Annotated in this window: 17 protein-coding genes and 1 pseudogene; 14 read left to right on the top strand and 4 right to left on the bottom strand. The window is 52.0% G+C overall.

The window, feature by feature from the left end; all coding sequences use genetic code 11:
* The first annotated feature begins 108 nt into the window (after positions 1-108).
* The 6 genes and pseudogenes from BM200_RS18645 (at position 109) to BM200_RS18620 (ending at position 5,923) form a co-directional block, all read left to right on the top strand.
* Positions 109-783 (top strand): response regulator transcription factor, encoded by a 675-nt coding sequence (locus BM200_RS18645; RefSeq protein ID WP_091188169.1) that lies wholly within the window; start codon positions 109-111, stop codon positions 781-783.
* Entirely contained in the window at positions 780-2,162 is a 1,383-nt protein-coding gene (locus BM200_RS18640; protein ID WP_091188168.1) for a HAMP domain-containing sensor histidine kinase, read from the top strand. Before BM200_RS18645 ends, BM200_RS18640 begins: the two co-directional genes overlap by 4 nt.
* 19 nt (positions 2,163-2,181) lie before the next feature.
* Complete coding sequence (gene galU / locus BM200_RS18635; RefSeq protein WP_091188167.1) at positions 2,182-3,066, top strand: UTP--glucose-1-phosphate uridylyltransferase GalU; 885 nt, start codon at positions 2,182-2,184, stop codon at positions 3,064-3,066.
* 6 nt (positions 3,067-3,072) lie between these two features.
* Positions 3,073-3,333, top strand: a pseudogene (locus tag BM200_RS18630) (ATP-binding cassette domain-containing protein); the annotation flags it as partial.
* Positions 3,334-3,506: 173 nt separating this feature from the next.
* A complete protein-coding gene (locus BM200_RS18625; RefSeq protein ID WP_091188166.1) occupies positions 3,507-4,760 on the top strand; it encodes an FxLYD domain-containing protein in 1,254 nt (417 codons plus the stop codon).
* Between the two features lie 11 nt (positions 4,761-4,771).
* Positions 4,772-5,923, top strand: a complete 1,152-nt coding sequence (locus BM200_RS18620) for a S1C family serine protease (RefSeq protein WP_091188165.1) — start codon at positions 4,772-4,774, stop codon at positions 5,921-5,923.
* A gap of 145 nt (positions 5,924-6,068) precedes the next feature.
* Here BM200_RS18620 and BM200_RS29740 read toward each other — a convergent pair whose 3' ends face one another.
* Both BM200_RS29740 and BM200_RS18605 read right to left on the bottom strand, forming a co-directional pair.
* Positions 6,069-6,992, bottom strand: a complete 924-nt coding sequence (locus BM200_RS29740; protein WP_139230805.1) for a hypothetical protein — start codon at positions 6,990-6,992, stop codon at positions 6,069-6,071.
* Between the two features lie 163 nt (positions 6,993-7,155).
* Positions 7,156-7,770, bottom strand: coding sequence for a superoxide dismutase (locus BM200_RS18605; protein WP_091188163.1), 615 nt, complete (start codon positions 7,768-7,770; stop codon positions 7,156-7,158).
* A gap of 355 nt (positions 7,771-8,125) precedes the next feature.
* On the opposite strand from BM200_RS18605, the gene BM200_RS18600 reads away from it, so the two are divergent.
* From BM200_RS18600 to folE, 7 genes are all read left to right on the top strand, one after another.
* On the top strand, positions 8,126-8,548 hold the full coding sequence (locus BM200_RS18600) for a GNAT family N-acetyltransferase (protein ID WP_091188162.1): 423 nt from the start codon (positions 8,126-8,128) through the stop codon (positions 8,546-8,548).
* 217 nt (positions 8,549-8,765) lie between these two features.
* Complete coding sequence (locus tag BM200_RS18595) at positions 8,766-9,323, top strand: DUF402 domain-containing protein (RefSeq protein ID WP_091188161.1); 558 nt, start codon at positions 8,766-8,768, stop codon at positions 9,321-9,323.
* Positions 9,324-9,328: 5 nt separating this feature from the next.
* Positions 9,329-9,913, top strand: a complete 585-nt coding sequence (lepB, locus tag BM200_RS18590) for a signal peptidase I (protein ID WP_091188160.1) — start codon at positions 9,329-9,331, stop codon at positions 9,911-9,913.
* 68 nt (positions 9,914-9,981) lie between these two features.
* Entirely contained in the window at positions 9,982-10,416 is a 435-nt protein-coding gene (rnhA, locus tag BM200_RS18585; protein ID WP_091188159.1) for a ribonuclease HI, read from the top strand.
* A 21-nt stretch (positions 10,417-10,437) separates the two neighbouring features.
* Positions 10,438-11,631 carry a tRNA epoxyqueuosine(34) reductase QueG gene (gene queG / locus BM200_RS18580; protein ID WP_091188158.1) on the top strand — a complete coding sequence of 398 codons (1,194 nt, stop codon included), beginning with the start codon at positions 10,438-10,440 and terminating at the stop codon, positions 11,629-11,631.
* 109 nt (positions 11,632-11,740) lie between these two features.
* Positions 11,741-11,962 (top strand): YneF family protein, encoded by a 222-nt coding sequence (locus BM200_RS18575; RefSeq protein WP_091188157.1) that lies wholly within the window; start codon positions 11,741-11,743, stop codon positions 11,960-11,962.
* 39 nt (positions 11,963-12,001) lie between these two features.
* Positions 12,002-12,592 (top strand): GTP cyclohydrolase I FolE, encoded by a 591-nt coding sequence (folE, locus tag BM200_RS18570; RefSeq protein WP_091188156.1) that lies wholly within the window; start codon positions 12,002-12,004, stop codon positions 12,590-12,592.
* A 96-nt stretch (positions 12,593-12,688) separates the two neighbouring features.
* Here folE and BM200_RS18565 read toward each other — a convergent pair whose 3' ends face one another.
* Positions 12,689-13,795 carry an alpha/beta hydrolase gene (locus tag BM200_RS18565; RefSeq protein WP_091188155.1) on the bottom strand — a complete coding sequence of 369 codons (1,107 nt, stop codon included), beginning with the start codon at positions 13,793-13,795 and terminating at the stop codon, positions 12,689-12,691.
* Between the two features lie 230 nt (positions 13,796-14,025).
* Here BM200_RS18565 and BM200_RS18560 point away from each other — a divergent pair, with 230 nt between their 5' ends.
* The gene (locus tag BM200_RS18560) at positions 14,026-14,769 is read left to right on the top strand and encodes an IclR family transcriptional regulator (protein ID WP_091188154.1); all 744 of its coding nucleotides are present in this window, start codon (positions 14,026-14,028) and stop codon (positions 14,767-14,769) included.
* 131 nt (positions 14,770-14,900) lie between these two features.
* On the opposite strand, the gene acnA is transcribed toward BM200_RS18560, so the two are convergent.
* Complete coding sequence (gene acnA, locus BM200_RS18555; protein WP_091188153.1) at positions 14,901-17,603, bottom strand: aconitate hydratase AcnA; 2,703 nt, start codon at positions 17,601-17,603, stop codon at positions 14,901-14,903.
* Between the last annotated feature and the right edge of the window lie 292 nt (positions 17,604-17,895).

The raw sequence follows: 17,895 nt of genomic DNA, 5'->3' as shown, positions 1-17,895 counted from the left end.
ATTTCTAGTTTAAAATTATTATAATCTGTAAACTTTGTCAACACAGTTCATCTTATTTTCATCTAGATGTATTATTGTAGAAAGATAGTTTGCAGGAGGTGCTCCAATATGCCGAAAATACTCGTCGTAGATGACGATCCGAATATAAGGGAATTGGTAAGCTTGTTTTTGCGCAGGGAAGGTTATGAAGTAATAGAAGCGACTAATGGTGAAGATGCGCTTACCCGTCTGGAGGCAGTGAAGCCGGATCTTGCCGTAATAGATGTGATGATGCCCAAAATGGACGGATGGGCGTTATGCTCGGCTTTGCGCGAATCCTTCGACATGCCGCTGCTTATGCTGACGGCCAAGGGCGAGACGGCTCATAAGGTAAAAGGCTTCGAGCTTGGCGCCGATGATTACGTTGTCAAGCCGTTTGACCCGCCTGAGCTGATCGTGCGCATTAAGGCGCTGCTCAAGCGTTACCGCATCGCTTCTTCGCAGGTCGTTGAGCTGGGCGGCTTGTCGATGAACCGCTCGGACTTCCAGCTCGCGGCGAACGGAGAGAAGATTCTGCTGCCGCCGAAGGAATTCGAGCTGCTCTTCAAGCTGGCAAGCTATCCTGGCAAAACCTTCACAAGGGAGCATCTGATCGAGCAGCTGTGGGGAATGAATTACGAAGGGGACGAGCGTACGGTAGATGTACATATTAAGCGTCTTCGCGAGCGGTTTCCGGAGGAGGACTTTGGCTTCCATATTGTGACGATACGCGGCCTTGGCTACCGATTGGAGGAGCGGGCATGATTCGCAGCTTGTATGTGCGAATAGCGGTGACTTTTCTGGTCATCGTATTAGTAAGTATTAGTATTGCTTATTACACCGCCAATCAGCTGTTCAGGCATGATCTGAAGGGGCAGAACGGCATGGAGGAAATGATGATCACGCGGCTGGAGCGGCTGTACAATGATTCGTCTCCGCGTTCGCTTCCGGTATTTCTCGAGCAGGTGTCGAGCCTTCAGGAGATGTCGATTGTCGCCGTTAACCGGAACGGGCTGGTGATACAGGTCGGCCGGACAAGCCGGGCAATCGTGAATCATCTGTCTTATAAGACGGTGGCGGATATATTCGAAGGCGACAAGGCAAGAGTGGATTTCGTGGACGAGCATTCTAGTGGACCGCCAATCCCTCCGGCTTACGGGCGCTTGGCGCAATTTGGCAATACGAAATGGGCCGTTTTTATCGCGCCTGACCATGTAAGACAGGTCCGCAGTTTCCAGCGGAATACATTCACCATTCTGATTACGCTGCTCGTAGTTGGCTGTGTCCTGATTCTGTTTGCCGCCCGTTATCTGGTGAAGCCGCTCAAAATGATGACCGCCGCCACAACCAGAATCGCGAAAGGCGACTTTAGCGTGCAGCTGCCGATGTCGCACAAGAATGAACTTGGCGAGCTTGCGGACAGCATTAACAAGATGGCGCACAGCTTGTCGCAGCTGGAGACGATGCGCCGTGATTTTGTATCCAATGTATCGCATGAAATCCAGTCGCCGCTCACTTCGATCGGCGGTTTTGCCGAAGCGCTTCGCAGCGAAGATTTGACGGAAGCTGACCGCAATCGTTATGTTGGTATTATTAAACAAGAGAGCAGCCGTTTATCCCGCCTGAGCGAAAATCTGCTGAAGCTCGCCTCCCTTGATTCCGAGCATCATCCGTATGAGCCGGTTACGTACCGGCTCGACAGGCAGCTTCGTGACGCGGTCTTGTCCTGCGAACCGACCTGGCTTGCGAAACGGCTGACCGTTGAGCTGTTAATGGAGGAAACGGTTATTAAGGCCGATGAGGACCAACTGAATCAGGTGTGGATCAATTTGCTTGCAAACAGTATCAAATTCACGCCGGAAGAAGGGAAAATCTCGTTCCAGCTGTCGGAGAAGAACGGCTATGCGGTCGTCCGGATCGCCGATTCGGGCAGCGGGATACCGGAGGAGGAGCGGGATCGGGTCTTTGAACGGTTTTACAAAATCGATCCGTCGAGGGACCGTACTCATGGCGGAAGCGGGCTGGGCTTATCTATTGTGAAGAAAATTATCGACATTCACGGCGGAACAATCGAGATTGAGGACGCGGAGCAAGGGGCGGTATTTGTGATCCGTCTGCCGCTGAAACCTGAGTTAGACATTTGAGTTCGAAAGGGTGACGGCTATGTTTAATGAAACGAAGAGGCAGCAGGTGCGCAAAGCGATTATTCCGGCGGGGGGGCTAGGGACGCGATTCCTGCCTGCGACCAAGGCGCAGCCGAAGGAAATGCTCCCGATTATCGATAAGCCGGCGATTCAATATATTGTAGAGGAAGCGGTTCAGTCCGGCATCGACAGCATCATTATCGTCAGCGGCCGGCATAAGCGGGCGATTGAGGATCATTTTGACAAGTCTTACGAGCTCGAAAAAGAGCTCGAGGAACGCGGCAATGAAGAGATGCTCGCCATTGTCCGGGATATCTCGCATCTGGCGGATATCTATTATGTGCGCCAGAAGGAGCCGCTTGGTCTTGGACATGCCGTTCTTTGCGCGCGGCGTTTCATTGGCGATGAGCCGTTTGCAGTACTGCTGGGCGATGATATTCTACGCTCCGAACCGCCTTGCCTGCAGCAGATGATCCATCAATATGAAGAGACCGGCTCTTCGGTTGTCGCCCTGATGGAGGTGCCCTGGGATCAGACGCATAAGTACGGCATTGCCGCATTTGACAATACGGATCCCTCTCATAACCGCATTCTTGACCTTATTGAGAAGCCGGCGCCGGGGCAGGCACCGTCGAATTGGGCGGTTGTCGGAAGATATGTGCTGGATCCTGCGATTTTCGAGCTGCTGGAGCACGCCAAGCCGGGCAAGGCCGGAGAAATTCAGCTGACGGACAGCCTTCAACAGCTAAATCATGTGGCTCCTATTCTGGCGCATCGCTTTGCGGGCAAACGTCATGACGTCGGGGATAAGCTTGGATTTGTGAAGGCTACGATCGATTTCGCCCTGGAGCGGGAGGATCTTAGCGTGGAAGTCCGCAAATATTTGCGCGAGCGTCTTGGTTAGGAGCGCCTCAGCGAAATGTCCGGCGGCGAACGGCAGCGGGTATGGATCGCCATGGCGCTTGCGCAGCGGACGCCAATCTTATTTTTGGATGAACCCACCCGCTACAGCGATTATCTGCTTGTCATGAAGGAAGGGAAGCTGCTGCTGCAGGGTCTGCCCGAGTTTGTAGTGACGGAGCATACGATGAAAGACATTTACGGCATCGAGGTTGCGATTCATAGCGATGAACGGACGGGCATGTACATGATGCCGATTGGAGTTAAATAAAGGGTAATATTTAGCCGGATCCTGCTTATGCGGGGTTCGGCTTTTTGGTATTGGAAAGGCTTGGAGAAACTTTTTTTATTTTCCGTTAAGGAAAAATGGAGATCATTTATTTTTTCATATAGAATAGATAAGAGATATAGAAGATGAACATTTAAGTTGGAGGAGAATGGAAATTGTATTGCCATCATTGCGTCAGGGAGCATGATGCGGATGCCGTATACTGCAGCAGATGCGGCAGGCTGCTGGAGCCTTCACAGCGAAATTTGCAGCAAGGGAATGAAGAATCACAGGCGGCAGCATTGGAAGTATGGGATTTGGCGAAAGAACAAGCAGGCTCAGCACTGGAGACGTCGCAGCTGCCGGTGAGGCAGACTGCAGGCAGGAAGACCTTTTTAATCGGACTTATACCCGTCGTTGTTTTGGTTGTGATTGCAGCCGTGCTGTTGTCCTATTATTTATATGAAGCTAGATTAAATAACCGTGTACTCGACTGGCAGGAAACTGCCAGGCAGGAGGCGCTGGCGGGTAAATACGAGGAAGCGTTCCGGCAGCTTAACAAAGCAGCGGATGCCCGTCCGGGATTCAAGCCGGTGCAGGCGGACTTGAAGATTGTAGAAGAGGCGCTGTCGCTGGACCGCATGATGACGGAAATTCAGCAGCGTCTGGATGACCAGGATCTTGATAAAGCGGCAACCCAGCTGGAGCAGCTGAAATCGAAGCTGCGCGGGCGGGAAGAGCCGATTTTTGGAAGAGTGCGGAATCAGGTTGAGGAGTTGTCGACAAAGGTGACGGTGCTTCAAGTATCGGCAGAATTTGAAAGCATGGAGAGCATGGATGATCTGGCAAGCGAGTATAACCAGGTAAAAGGCTTGTCGGGTGATGAGGCACTTGCGCTCCGTCAGAAGATTGAGGCGAAGTTTGCGGATATCAGTTATAGTGAAGCCGATTCGATGCGGAAGAAGAAAAATTTCTCGGCGGCGATTACTGCAGCGCAAAAAGGGCTGATCTACGCGCCGGACAATGAGAAGCTGACAAAGCTGTACGATCAGATTGTGGAAGAGAAGAAAAACTTCGAAGAGGCTGAGCAGCAGCGGATTGAACAAGCGATGCAGAAGGCAGCGGAAGAGGATCTGATCAATCAGACGGCGGCGGTCAAAGTAAAGCATATTAATGCGGAGCTTGATCTGTTTGGCGATTATAATGTAACAGGGGAGCTGCTCAACGCAGCAACCCGGCCGATCTATTCGGTATCGATTGAATATACGGTTCATGATTCGGAAGGAAAAGTGATTACAACGGGCAAGGTGGATGCAACCCCTTCTTATATTGAGGCGGGAGAGACGTTCGGCTTTTCCTTTGTTGTTCATCATGTACAGGATGAGAATGCAACAGTGGCTATCGATCATATGACTTGGTATTTGGATTAGGGGAATTAGTCATGAAAAAAGGAACTTGGATTAGTCTCATCGCGTCTGTGGCAGTGCTCTGCGCGGGAGCGGGCACCGCTGCGTATATTCATGCGGAGGTGCCGAAGCATCTAAGCGGATTGCCTCTGCTTGCGGATGCCAACGCAGGTGCGCCTAAATCATTAAAGGATATTATATACGCAACGCAAAAGCTGGTTGTCATGATTGAAACGAAGGACGGTACGCAAGGCTCGGGCTTCGTCTATAACGATAAAGGCGACCTCATAACGAATGCGCATGTGGTTGCCGGGGAGAGCAAGGTTACGGTCAAGACAGCGGATGCGAAGGAGCTTGAGGGAGATGTCATCGGCATCAGCACGGAGACGGATGTAGCGGTAGTACGCGTGGCCGGACTGGCAGGCGTAGAACCGCTTGCGATGGTCCGGAAGGAAAAAGCGGAGATTGGCGATGAAGTCATCGCGATCGGCAGCCCGCTTGGCTTCCAAAATACGGTGACCACAGGGATGGTTAGCGGTGTAGGCAGAAGCTTTGAGATTAAGCCTTACACGTATAAAGACCTGTATCAGATCTCCGCGCCAATTGCCCCGGGTAACAGCGGAGGACCGCTAGTCGACAAGAAGACGGGTGAAGTCCTGGGGATTAACTCTGCGGGGATCGAGCAAAGCTCAATTGGCTTCAGCATTCCGATTGTGAATGTGCTCGATATAGCCGAGGCTTGGTCGGAGCATCCGATGAAGACGCTGCCGGAGTGGAAGCCAGGCGAGGAAGACAGCGCAGTGAAGCAGGATGCATCAATTACCGAGTATGCGGAATATTTGGTGACCCATTTCTATGACAGTCTTAATAATGCCGACTACGTCTACGCTTATTCCTTGCTGGGCGGCAATTGGAAGCTGGGCACAAGCTATGAGGTGTTCCGCCAAGGGTATATGATGACCCGGAATGTCGTTATCGACAATATTCATGTCACCAAAGAGAGTGATGATGAGGCGATCGTAACAGCGATCATCTCGGTTGATGAGCGGGTGGACGGCGAATATCGGCTCAGCAAATATCAGGTGACCTACGACGTTGGCTACGAGAACGACCAGCTCAAGCTGATCAGCGGTAAGGGGAAAGTCATCAAGCAAGAGGAAGAAAAGCAAGAGAAGAAGCCCGAATAGGGCTATAGATTGAAAAGAGGGCCATTCCCGCTGGGGAATGGCCTTCTTGTATTGTGTGCATTAGGCGCGCTGCTGCTTCTATGGGGCATTGCGCAAAATAAAGCTGGCCAAAATCTGCCTTACAGCTTGTGTTGTAGCTATCTTCTTAATCGTAGGTCGCGAAATGCTCCGCTACGTTCAGATGGGCGATGTCCGTCAGCTCTTGCGATAGTTCGTCTTCGGCGCGTCCGGATATGAAGAAAATAAGCTCGATTGAGACGGTGTCAAAGCGTTGCACAGGGAAGGTCAGCAACGTTTGCGGAAGGACACGGCCATTCAGGCGGAGGATATATTGGATTGGTCCGCCGATCGGGATACCGCTGACCGAAGCAATCTGGCCGTTAAACGAGAAGCGTACAACGCCAGTTGCCGCAAGGGAATCACGAATGCTCATTCCAGGCCGGAAAAATACCCGGTAGGAGTTGGTCACGTTCGGGAAGACACGTCCTCCATTAATGACGACAGTTACAAAGGATGGTCCAGGTTGAGGAGGGAATGGCGGAAACGGTGGAAACGGGAACGGCGGAAACGGGAACGGCGGAAACGGCCCCGGCCCTGGCGGGAATGGTCCTGGCCCCGGTGGAAACGGTCCTGGCCCCGGCGGGAACGGCCCCGGCCCTGGAGGGAATGGTCCCGGCCCTGGCGGGAACGGTCCTGGCCCCGGCGGGAATGGCCCCGGCCCCGGCGGGAATGGTCCGGGTCCTGGCGGGAATGGTCCCGGTCCCGGTGGAAACGGTCCTGGCCCCGGCGGAAACGGTCCTGGCCCCGGCCCCGGTCCTGGCCCCGGCCCCGGTCCTGGTCCTGGCCCCGGCCCCGGTCCTGGCCCCGGCCCCGGTCCTGGTCCTGGCCCCGGCCCCGGTCCTGGTCCTGGCCCCGGCCCCGGTCCTGGTCCTGGCCCCGGCCCTGGTCCTGGCCCAGGTGGAGGTGGAGGTGGTCCAGGCATTAACATCCGCGTGCCGCCGCAGCCGCAGTTGCTGACAACGGTGTTATTGCCTTTCCCTTCAATATACTTATAAGTATAGCTGCTCATGCGCTTTGTCAGACTCCTTTGAAGACAGATTAGGCATTCATCCTTATCCATCTTATGCGGCGGATGCCTATCCGTGTGCATGATGCAGTCAATGCGGCACGACACTTAATAACAAAAACAAGGCTGCCCCATAAAGGGACAGCCTTGTATCTTAAGCAAGCTCTTATTTAACAGCTGCTTCGTAACGTTTGCCAACTTCAGCCCAGTTTACAACGTTCCAGAACGCTGCAATGTAGTCAGGGCGTTTGTTTTGGTAGTTCAGGTAGTAAGCATGCTCCCAAACGTCCAGACCAAGTACAGGCGTTTCGCCTTCGAAGATCGGGCTGTCTTGGTTAGGCAGGCTCGATACTTTCAGTTTGCCGTCTTTAACAGACAGCCAAGCCCAGCCGCTGCCGAAGCGAGTTGTAGCTGCTTTCGCGAATTCAGCTTTGAATGCGTCGAAGCCGCCCAGTTCGCTGTCGATTGCTGCAGCAAGTGCGCCAGTTGGAGCGCCGCCGCCGTTTGGTCCGATTACTTCCCAGAACAGGGAGTGGTTCGCATGGCCGCCGCCGTTGTTGCGTACAGCTGTTTTGATCGCGTCAGGAACGATTGCCAGGTTGTTAGCCAGCAGCTCTTCCAGCGATTTGTCTTGCAGCTCAGGAGCGGATTCCAGAGCAGCGTTCAGGTTTGTTACATAAGCGTTGTGATGACGGCCGTGATGGATTTCCATTGTCAGCGCGTCGATATGAGGTTCAAGAGCGTCTTTTGCATAAGGCAAAGCAGGTAATTGATGAGCCATGATTAACAGCCTCCCATAAATAGGTTATGTAAAACTCTTCTCATATTATCCCTTATCCGAGTGCATAAATCAACATTAATGTTGCGAAAGTCGACTAAAGCGGACTAAAGACATACGAGAACTAGATTGTCACGAAAGACTAGAAAATATGCAAAAACGGTAGAAAACGATCCATATTTTGAGTAAATGATAAAAAACCCATTGTAAGCGCTTAAAATAAAGCGTTTTCAACGTTATTTAGCAAATTTCTTTAAAATTTTTAAGTTTTTTTTAAGATGAAAGGAGGATTTCGTTATAAAATGTCGTAAAATATATAGGTGCAGCACTATGACAAGGTATAGAAGGTGTATAATTAATGAACGTTCGTTCCTTCCAGTTGTCTGACTACAGACCGGTTACTACACTCCTCGAGGATGTATTGTCTGAAGAGTGTTACGAACAAACGATGGAAGCTTTTGCTCGTCAATTGTCATGGGACAGTGAGCTCGTACTCGTCGCTGTCGAAGAGTCGGAAGTTGTTGGTATGATCATCGGTACGATCGATAATAACAAAGGTTATTACTATCGCATCGCTGTTCATACAGAGTATCAGCGTCAAGGAATTGGAAAAGCGCTTATACAAGCCTTACGGCAGCGCTTTGAGCAACGCAACGTTTCCAAAATATTAATCACCGCCGACGAGCATAATGAACCGGTATTGCCGTTATATGAAGCGATGGGTTATGCTTCGAACGACTTCTTCCGTTCATTCCAGAAATTAAGTATTGTAGCAGGCTAAGTAGCTTTTTCGCGAAACGTATGCTCCGCCTCCAAAGGACGGCAGCCGTTTACACTTGGCCGACATATTAGCACATATTGTGCAGGGCATATCTGCGTCGCCATTGCTTTTGGCGGTCAGATATGCTTTTCTATTTAAAAGGACTATTGTTTGGAACATACTAATGAGGCAACGCAAAGTTGTTGCCGCGGTTTCACAATAAGTAAGGAGAGGCGTCATGGACATTTATCGGCACTGTGTTATCAAAAGCTTTAAGCACGACGGTCATATTCATCGAACATGGCAGCGCAACTACCTTGTGCCGACAGATCGGCTTGCGCCGGTGCACAGGGATCAGAATATCATTGTGCTCATAAATCGCCAGACGCCTATTTTGGAATCCGACGGCAAGCAATGGATCAGCCGGGTGCCGGCGGTATCCTTCTTTATTCCGGGTGAGTGGTTTAATGTCGTGGCGCTTCTTGAAGACAGCGGCATTCGTTACTATTGTAATATCGCATCTCCTCCTTATTTGCAGGGGGATGTGCTTACCTATATTGATTATGATCTGGATGTGATTCGGACAACTGACGGCAACCGTTATGTTGTAGATCAGGACGAGTATCAGATGCACAAGCTGGCGTATCATTATCCGCAGATGGTAGAGGACAAGGTACAGCAAGGGCTGTCTGCCCTTCTCAAACGAATGGATGAAGGAGCTGTGCCGTTTCAGGATGAGATAGTCCAAGGCTACTATGCAGACTGGCATAGCACCTGCGGGGAAAGCGAGGGGTAAGCCTGATGAGTGTATCCCCTTCAGATATAAATGAACCTGTCCCGCAGCAGATGGATGAGAAGCCGAGATGGATCAAGGAATTGCTGGAATGGGCGAAGACGATAACGATATCTTTTCTTATCGTGATGGTGCTTCATTTGTTTGTCTTTAACCTGTCGACGGTTGAGGGGCATTCCATGGAGCCAACGCTTCGGGACCGGGAGTGGCTGTTCGTCAATAAAGCTGCCTATCTGATCGGAAGTCCGAAGGTGGGGGACATCGTCATTTTGGAGGATCCTTCAGCCTACGGCGGTCAAAATGACTATCTGGTGAAGCGGGTTGTTGGCGTAGCAGGCGACCGCATCGAAATTTATAATAAAGAGCTTTACCGCAATGGGGTCAAGATGGCGGAGAACTATACCGATATCGAGATCGAGGATCTGGACTTCATGCCGGTAATCGTCCAAAAGGGGCAATATTTCGTAATGGGAGACAATCGCCATGCCAGAGCGAGCAAGGACAGCCGGAACTTCGGTACTGTACCTCGGTCGATGATTCATGGGAGAGCCGATTTTATCCTGTGGCCGTTCAAGCAGGTTAAGGCTTTGTAGCTTGATTTCTTCCAAGCAAATGCTTACGAAGCAAGAATTGCTCCGCAATTCTTTGTAGGAGATGGATGATGAAGGAAGTAACGATTTATACGGACGGTGCCTGCTCCGGAAATCCGGGGCCGGGAGGCTGGGGAGCCGTTTTGTTCTACGGTGCCCATCGGAAAGAAATTTCCGGGGGAGAGAAGCATTCGACGAACAATCGGATGGAGATTCAGGCCGTTATTGAAGCCCTAAACCTCCTGAAGGAGCCATGCAAAGCGAAAATCTACAGCGATTCGGCTTATGTCGTCAATTGCTTTCAGAAGGGCTGGATTCACGGCTGGCTGCGTAACGGCTGGAAGAACAGCAAGAAAGAGCCGGTTGAGAATCAGGATTTGTGGAAAAGCCTATGGGATCTGATGAAGCGTCATCAGGTAGAGTATATCAAGGTAAAGGGGCATAGCGATAATGAGTGGAATAACCGCTGCGATGAGCTTGCCCGTGAAGCGATTAAACGATTATAAGGGAGCACGGAGGGAGGAAGCATGCTGATGGACAAGAGCCGCTTGGCACAATTAAAAGAAGAAATGCGTGAAGCGGCGCAAAGCCTGGGCATCGACAAGATTGGCATTGCTTCCGCTGATCCGTTTACAGAGTTGAAAAACAGGCTGATCCGGCATCGCGAGCTTGGCCGCGAGTCGGGCTTCGAGGAGCCGGATTTGGACAAACGGACTAATCCGGCTTTGCTGTTTGATCAGCCGCAATCGATCATTGCGATTGCGGTTGCTTATCCGGCGAAGCTGCCTAATCCGCCGAAGTCGGAGCCAGGTGCAAGGCGCGGTATTTTGTCCCGTTCGGCTTGGGGCGAGGACTATCACAAGGTGCTGCGGGACAGGCTGGCAAGACTTGAAGCCTGGCTGAAGGAGCGTGTGCCGGAAGCGCGTGTGGAGAGCATGGTGGACACGGGCGCTTTGTCTGACCGTGCGGTTGCCGAGCGGGCAGGGATCGGGTGGAGTGCGAAGAACTGCTCGATCTTAAGCGAGGATCTCGGCTCCTGGATTTATCTTGGCGAGATGATTACGAATATTCCATTTGAGCCGGATACACCCGTAACGGAAGGCTGCGGCGAATGTACGAAATGTATAGATGCCTGCCCGACGGATGCATTGGTTGGTCCCGGACAGCTGGATTCGCAGCGCTGCATTTCTTTTGTTACCCAGACGAAAGGTTTTGTGTCTGACGAGTTGATGCGCAAGATCGGCAACAGGCTGTACGGCTGCGATACGTGCCAGACCGTCTGCCCGGTGAACCGTGGCAAGAACTGGACGCATCAGCCAGAGCTTCAGCCCGATCCGGAGGTCGTGAAGCCGCTGCTTGTACCGCTGCTTACAATCGGCAACCGGGAGTTTAAGGAGCGCTATGGCCACACGTCCTCCGCATGGCGGGGCAAGAAGCCGATCCAGCGTAATGCGGTTATCGGTCTTGGCAATTTCAAGGACAAGAGCGCTGTGCCTGATCTGATTGGCGTGCTGAAGGAGGACTCCCGTCCGGTACTGCGCGGGACTGCCGCATGGGCGCTTGGACGGATCGGCGGCGAAGAGGCGATGGAGGGCTTGCGCAAGGCTTTGCCTGACGAGTCTGATGAGGAAGCAAGAGTATATTTGGAGCGGGCAATTGCTAGTCTTGAGGCGGGTCTGAACGGAGCGGAAGAAGGAGCTCCGATCCCGCGCGAAAGCTAGGAAATATTACTTATGCGGGACGTTTGCGAATGCCCGCTTTACATGCTATTATAGGGGTCATTATAGACTATAGGCAGCAATGATAGAAAGGATCGGGTGAAGTATAATAATGTCGGCATGGAACATCATTATTCCGATTGTAACACTAATTGCGGGGGCTGCAGGCGGCTTCTTTATCGGGGTATTCTATTTGCGCAAGCAGCTAGAGAAAATGCAGAGCGACCCTGAAATGATCCAGAAGATGGCCAAACAAATGGGCTACAACTTGAACAAACAGCAGATGAATCGTGCACAGCAAATGATGAAAAATCAGAAAATGCCACGAAAATAAAGTGCGGTTAGTTGGAAGTAGCCGGAGAGGTGGTTCGAAATGGCGGGTATGAAAGACTACGTCAATTCGGCGGTATCGCGCAACCGGGAGCAAATTGAGCATCATGTAAAGGAAATTTTGAAGCTGGTTGGCGAAGACGTCGAAAGAGAAGGGTTGCTGGAGACGCCAGCTCGCGTTACCCGGATGTATGAAGAGATTTTTGCAGGCTATGAGGTAGATCCGCGCGAAGTGCTTGGCGTCACCTTTGACGAGCAGCATGAAGAGCTTGTTATTGTCAAAGACATTGTGTATTACAGTCAATGCGAGCATCATATGGCGCCGTTCTTCGGAAAGGTGCATATCGGATATATTCCAAGCGGTAAAATCGCAGGCCTCAGCAAGCTTGCAAGACTTGTTGAAGCCATAACGAGAAGACTGCAGGTACAGGAACGGATTACTACGCAGATCGCTGATATTATGCAAGAAGTGCTGAAGCCGCAAGGCGTGATGGTTGTTGTTGAAGGCGAGCATCTGTGCATGTGCGCGCGCGGGGTGAAGAAGCCGGGCAGCAAGACGGTTACCTCGGCAGTCCGCGGCGTGTTCTCGGACAGTGCGCTCCGTTCGGAGTTTCTGGCACTTCTTAAGCAATAGGGCGTAAGCAAATAAAAGGCCACTGCGGCATCAGGTGTGATTGGAACACTTGATGCTGCAGTGGCTTTTTTATGGAAAAGTGCGGGATGATTGAGTTTATAACGTTTGGGTGGTATCTGCGGAAGAGTCTGATCCGGAATCTGCTTCTGCCTGGAACTGTTGATCGACCTGGCCCAGGAATAAGGCCGCACGCTGGATGTATTCCGTTGGTGAAGCACGAAAGAGCATTTCATGCTGACCCTTAGGTACGATCCAGGAACGGGAGAGCGGGTTTGTCTGTTCTGCCGCAATTTGCTCGGCTAGCTGATAAGGCGCTTTGGCATCATTTGTGCCGTGCATAATGTACAGCGGTATATCGAAGGATTTCGCTAATATTTGATTGATCGGTACCTGCTTCAGATTCGTGCCCGACCAGATCGGCAGCATCGTCTCAATGAGCGGCATCGACGGGAACTTCGGAAGGGGCAGGAATTGCGTCACATTGTGGAACATCGTATCGGCAGTTGCCAGGAAGGTGCTGTCGAGTATCATCGCATCAATGTCATTGGTCTGAAGTGCGGCCTGCAGGGCTGTACCTGCTCCCATCGAGAAGCCCCATACCACAATCTCCTCAGCTCCGCGCGACTTGGCGAAGTGAATGGCGGCGAGCAGCTGCTGCGACTCTTCGATACCGGCAGTGGCCGGTGCTTTGTACTTCTGCGAGGCATAGCCATAGTCAAAAAGCACCACATTATAGTGAAGCCCGTGCAGCAGCTTCGTCAAATCATACATAGGCACCCAGTCCTCTTCGCGGTTCGCTCCGTATCCGTGGCTGAAAATAACCGTCCGTTCCGAGGATGCGTTCGAGCTTGCCAGGACGGCATCTGAATCATTGTACGAGGCTGGCACATACCAGCCGCTGACGGTCGTCCTTCCGCTTGCGCTGGGGAATAAAATATCTTCATAATCGAGGCCGGCAGCGGCCTTCGGATTGGAAGTAAGCGGCGCTACATAAGGATAAGTCAGCATCCAGGCGACATATCCGTAGAAGACGAGAACAAGCAGTAGGCATAGCGCTGTGAAAGAGGCAACCAGCGCGATGAAGAAATGCTTGCGCGTCTTCGCTTGTGGTCGTTCTTTCTGCAGCCCGCCGTCTAGTGGCGGAAACGGCTGCAGGGGATAGCCGGTTTCAAGCGGCATTGGTGTCATCATTGTTGTACTCATCTCTGTGTCCCTCCCCACAAACTATGTAAGCGCTTCTACATATCTAGTACTTTTATCGTAGACCCGAAGGGTAAGCCTGTCAATTGATGTCGATGTAATGTTAAGCATTTGTAATCAGGCTGTAATGAAAGATCTTTTCTTTACCATTCTCGCGGAATTAAGGTATACTGGATGATATTAAGTTTCATTGTACGAAACCAATTTGAGCGGAAAAAGGGAGGGCGGACTGGATGGAAGAAGGCAAATCGAATGTACGGGCGGTTGAGCGGGCGCTGGATATTTTGCTCTGTTTTATAGAGGGAACGGATCTGGCAATGTCTGAGATCGCAGAAAAGGTAGGCCTGCATAAAAGCACCGTCCACCGCATGCTTGCTACGCTTGAGGACAGGGGTTTTGTGGAACGGGATCCATCGTCAGAGCGTTATCACCTCGGGATGCGGATGTGGGAGCTGTCCGCCCATTTGTCCCGTTCGGATGATCAGTCCGTGATCTGGCAGCCGGAGATGGAGCGATTGCGCGACCGGCTGGGAGAAACCGTTAGTATATATGTACGTGACGGCTTGGAACGTGTGCGGATTCAGGCTGTCCAGAGTAATCAGCCGGTACGCCGGGTTGCGCCGGTTGGCGCAAGGCTGCCGCTTTATGCAGGCGCATCCAGCAAAGTGCTGATCGCTTACTCGGACCGTTTTGTTCAGGAGCAGATTTTCGGCGATCCGGCCTGGCTGCTTGCGTTCGATCTTGACCAGTACAAGCAGCAGCTCGAAGAAATCGTGCAGCAGGGCTATGCAACGAGCTTCGAGGAACGCGAGCCCGGTGTTGCGGCGTTGTCCGCGCCCATCTTCAACCGGCACGGCCAGGTGTCAGCGGCGCTGTCTGTATCCGGGCCGTCCAGCCGTCTGACCATGGAGACCATGCGTGAGTACTCACCTGTCCTGATCGAATACGCTAAGCGGATGGGAACGATGATCAAGTAAGGTTAAGCGGGCCAACTGCGCATTTGAATGTTCTTCCGATCATCATTGCTCGAGGTCATTAACCTGTCTATAGGAAAAGAAAAAGCGACTGTGCAGGCTAAGCCTAGCACAGTCGCTTTTTGTTGTTGCAGCTACATGATCTGCCGGAGCACCGTTTGAAGGATGCCGCCGTTGCGGTAGTAGTCCACGTCGACCATCGAGTCGAGACGGACGGATACGTCGAACTCGGACACCTTGCCGTCTTCGGCGGTTGCTTTGACGTGGACCTTTTGCCCCGGCTTAATGTCGTTAGACAGCCCCGAAATATCAATCGTCTCGCGGCCGTTGAGGCCAATGGATTTCCAGCTTTGCCCCTCGAGGAACTGAAGCGGGAGTACGCCCATGCCAACCAGGTTGGAGCGGTGAATCCGCTCGAAGCTTTCGGCGATAACGGCTTTGACGCCAAGCAGCAGGGTGCCTTTTGCCGCCCAGTCACGGGAGCTGCCTGTACCGTATTCCTTGCCTGCGATTACGACAAGGTTTGTTCCATCCTCCTGATACTTCATCGATGCATCATAAATGGACATCACTTCATTGGTTGGCAGGTAAGTCGTAACGCCGCCTTCGGTGCCCGGCGCCACCTGGTTCCGTATCCGGATGTTGGCGAACGTGCCGCGCATCATCACTTCATGGTTGCCGCGGCGGGAGCCGTAGGAGTTGAAATCGACTCTTTCGACGTTATGATCAGTTAAATATTTGCCTGCCGGACTGTCGGCCTTGATATTACCCGCAGGGGAAATATGGTCCGTTGTAACCGAATCGCCAAGCAGAGCCAATACGCGTGCCGAAGGGATATTTTCGATGTCTCCGACATCTTGACCAAGATTCTGGAAGAACGGAGGGTTCTGGATGTAGGTGGAGCCTGGATCCCATTCGTAGCTTTCGCCTTTTGGTACTTCGAGTGCGTTCCAGCGCTCGTTTTGCGTGAAGACATTGGCGTATTTATCACGGAACATTTCAGGACGGAGAGCCGATTTGATCGCCTCATGCACCTCATGATTGGTTGGCCAGATGTCTTTCAAATAAATCTGCCTGCCATCCTTGCCGGTCCCGATTGGATCCTTCGACAGATCGATATTGACTGTGCCGGCGAGCGCATAAGCGACGACAAGCGGCGGCGATGCCAGATAGTTCGCTCTGACCTGGGCATGAATACGTCCCTCGAAGTTCCGGTTACCCGAAAGTACAGCCGCCACGGTCATATCGTTGTCGGCAATCGCTTTGCTGACCTCGTCGGGGAGAGGACCCGAGTTGCCGATGCAAGTACCGCAGCCGTAACCGGTCAAGTGGAAGCCAAGCGCTTCAAGCGGCTTCGTCAGGCCGGCACGATCGAAGTAGTCCATAACAACAAGTGAACCCGGCGTTAGGGAGGTTTTCACATATGCCGGTACTTTGAGCCCGAGTTCCACCGCTTTCTTAGCCACTAGTCCTGCGCCAAGCATAACGCTTGGGTTGGAGGTGTTCGTACAGCTTGTTATCGCCGCGATCACGACGGCGCCGGTGCCCATTTCGCTCTCGCGGCCGTCATTATGGTGAACCTTCACTCTTTGCTTGATATTTTCTTCGCTTAAGCCGTAGCCGCCTTTTTCAACGGACAGGTTGATAATATCGTTAAACGCTTCCTTGAGGTGAGTGAGCTCAACGCGGTCCTGCGGGCGCTTTGGTCCCGCAAGGGATGGAACAACCTTGGATAAATCGAGCTCCAGCATGTCTGTAAACACCGGATCCGGTGTTTCGTCCGTACGGAACATGTCCTGTGCCTGATAGTAAGCCCGAACCAGCTCAATCTGTTCTTCCTCCCGTCCCGTATCCCGCATGAATCGGAGAGTCTCCTCGTCTACCGGAAAATATCCAATCGTCGCGCCGTATTCCGGCGCCATATTCGCAACCGTTGCACGGTCAGGCAGACTGATATTGGATAGACCCGGTCCGTAGAACTCGACAAACTTGCCGACAACTCCTTTCTTGCGCAGCATTTGCGTAACGGTCAAGGCTAAGTCGGTGGCCGTCGAGCCTTCGGCCAAACTGCCGGTCAGCTTAAAGCCGATAACTTCCGGCATGACAAAATATAGCGGCTGCCCCAGCATACCGGCTTCTGCCTCGATGCCGCCTACACCCCAGCCCACAACGCCAAGGCCGTTGATCATCGTTGTATGGGAGTCGGTGCCAACGAGCGAGTCCGGGAATACGACCGTGTCTTCGCCGATTCTCTTGGTTGCCGCAACAGATGCCAGATACTCCAGGTTTACTTGATGAACAATACCGGTGTCGGGAGGCACGGCCCGGAAATTATCGAAGGCGGTCTGCGCCCAGCGAAGGAAACGGTATCGTTCTTCGTTGCGTTTAAACTCAAGCTTGATATTGTACTCGAATGCTTCCGGGTTACCAAAGGAATCGATCATAACCGAGTGGTCAATAACGAGGTCAACCGGTACAAGCGGATTTATCTTCTTCGGATCGCCTCCGGCACGTTTGACAGTGTCGCGCATCGCAGCCAGGTCAACAACGACGGGAACGCCGGTGAAGTCCTGCAGAACAATACGCGCTGGAATAAACGGAATTTCTTTATCGACCCGGCCATTCGCCCATGCGGCAATCTGCTTAACATGCTCCTCCGTTATTGCGCGTCCGTCAAATTGGCGGATAGCTGCTTCGAGCAGCACTTTAATGGAGAAGGGCAGCTTGGAAACGGGGCCAAGCCCTTGGTTCTCCAGCCCCGTGATCGGATAATACACATAGGTTTTGCCGGCAGCATCCAGCGTGCTGCGTTGCGCAAAAGGGTTGTTCGTGGACATGTTGTTACCTCCTAAAAAGTTTACGAAGTAAACTTTACTTCGAAAGCGTGGGCTTAAAGTTTACGAAGTAAACTTTACTTCGAAAGCGTGGGCTTAAAGTTTACGAAGTAAACTTACTTCGAAAGCGTAGCTTAAAGTTTACGAAGTAAACTTCACTTCGAAAGCATAGGCTTAAAGTTTACGAAGTAAACTTTGCTTCGAAAGCGTGGGCTTAAAGTTTACGAAGTAAACTTTACTTCGAAAGCGTAGCTTAAAGTTTACGAAGTAAGCTTACTTCGAAAGCTGGCTCAAA

Source organism: Paenibacillus catalpae (assembly GCF_900112695.1).
GTDB lineage: Bacteria > Bacillota > Bacilli > Paenibacillales > Paenibacillaceae > Pristimantibacillus > Pristimantibacillus catalpae.
This window is presented reverse-complemented; position numbering and strand designations above follow the sequence as displayed.

What these genes read in the sequence shown, in the direction of transcription:
- BM200_RS18605 (WP_091188163.1), bottom strand. Translation starts at nt 7,770, where the DNA reads ATGGCTCATCAATTACCTGCTTTGCCTTATGCAAAAGACGCTCTTGAA.
- BM200_RS18560 (WP_091188154.1), top strand. Translation starts at nt 14,026, where the DNA reads ATGGAAGAAGGCAAATCGAATGTACGGGCGGTTGAGCGGGCGCTGGAT.
- folE (WP_091188156.1), top strand. Translation starts at nt 12,002, where the DNA reads ATGGCGGGTATGAAAGACTACGTCAATTCGGCGGTATCGCGCAACCGG.
- rnhA (WP_091188159.1), top strand. Translation starts at nt 9,982, where the DNA reads ATGAAGGAAGTAACGATTTATACGGACGGTGCCTGCTCCGGAAATCCG.
- BM200_RS18595 (WP_091188161.1), top strand. Translation starts at nt 8,766, where the DNA reads ATGGACATTTATCGGCACTGTGTTATCAAAAGCTTTAAGCACGACGGT.
- BM200_RS18600 (WP_091188162.1), top strand. Translation starts at nt 8,126, where the DNA reads ATGAACGTTCGTTCCTTCCAGTTGTCTGACTACAGACCGGTTACTACA.
- galU (WP_091188167.1), top strand. Translation starts at nt 2,182, where the DNA reads ATGTTTAATGAAACGAAGAGGCAGCAGGTGCGCAAAGCGATTATTCCG.
- BM200_RS18640 (WP_091188168.1), top strand. Translation starts at nt 780, where the DNA reads ATGATTCGCAGCTTGTATGTGCGAATAGCGGTGACTTTTCTGGTCATC.
- BM200_RS18620 (WP_091188165.1), top strand. Translation starts at nt 4,772, where the DNA reads ATGAAAAAAGGAACTTGGATTAGTCTCATCGCGTCTGTGGCAGTGCTC.
- BM200_RS18575 (WP_091188157.1), top strand. Translation starts at nt 11,741, where the DNA reads ATGTCGGCATGGAACATCATTATTCCGATTGTAACACTAATTGCGGGG.
- BM200_RS29740 (WP_139230805.1), bottom strand. Translation starts at nt 6,992, where the DNA reads ATGAGCAGCTATACTTATAAGTATATTGAAGGGAAAGGCAATAACACC.
- lepB (WP_091188160.1), top strand. Translation starts at nt 9,329, where the DNA reads ATGAGTGTATCCCCTTCAGATATAAATGAACCTGTCCCGCAGCAGATG.
- BM200_RS18645 (WP_091188169.1), top strand. Translation starts at nt 109, where the DNA reads ATGCCGAAAATACTCGTCGTAGATGACGATCCGAATATAAGGGAATTG.
- queG (WP_091188158.1), top strand. Translation starts at nt 10,438, where the DNA reads ATGCTGATGGACAAGAGCCGCTTGGCACAATTAAAAGAAGAAATGCGT.
- BM200_RS18565 (WP_091188155.1), bottom strand. Translation starts at nt 13,795, where the DNA reads ATGAGTACAACAATGATGACACCAATGCCGCTTGAAACCGGCTATCCC.
- acnA (WP_091188153.1), bottom strand. Translation starts at nt 17,603, where the DNA reads ATGTCCACGAACAACCCTTTTGCGCAACGCAGCACGCTGGATGCTGCC.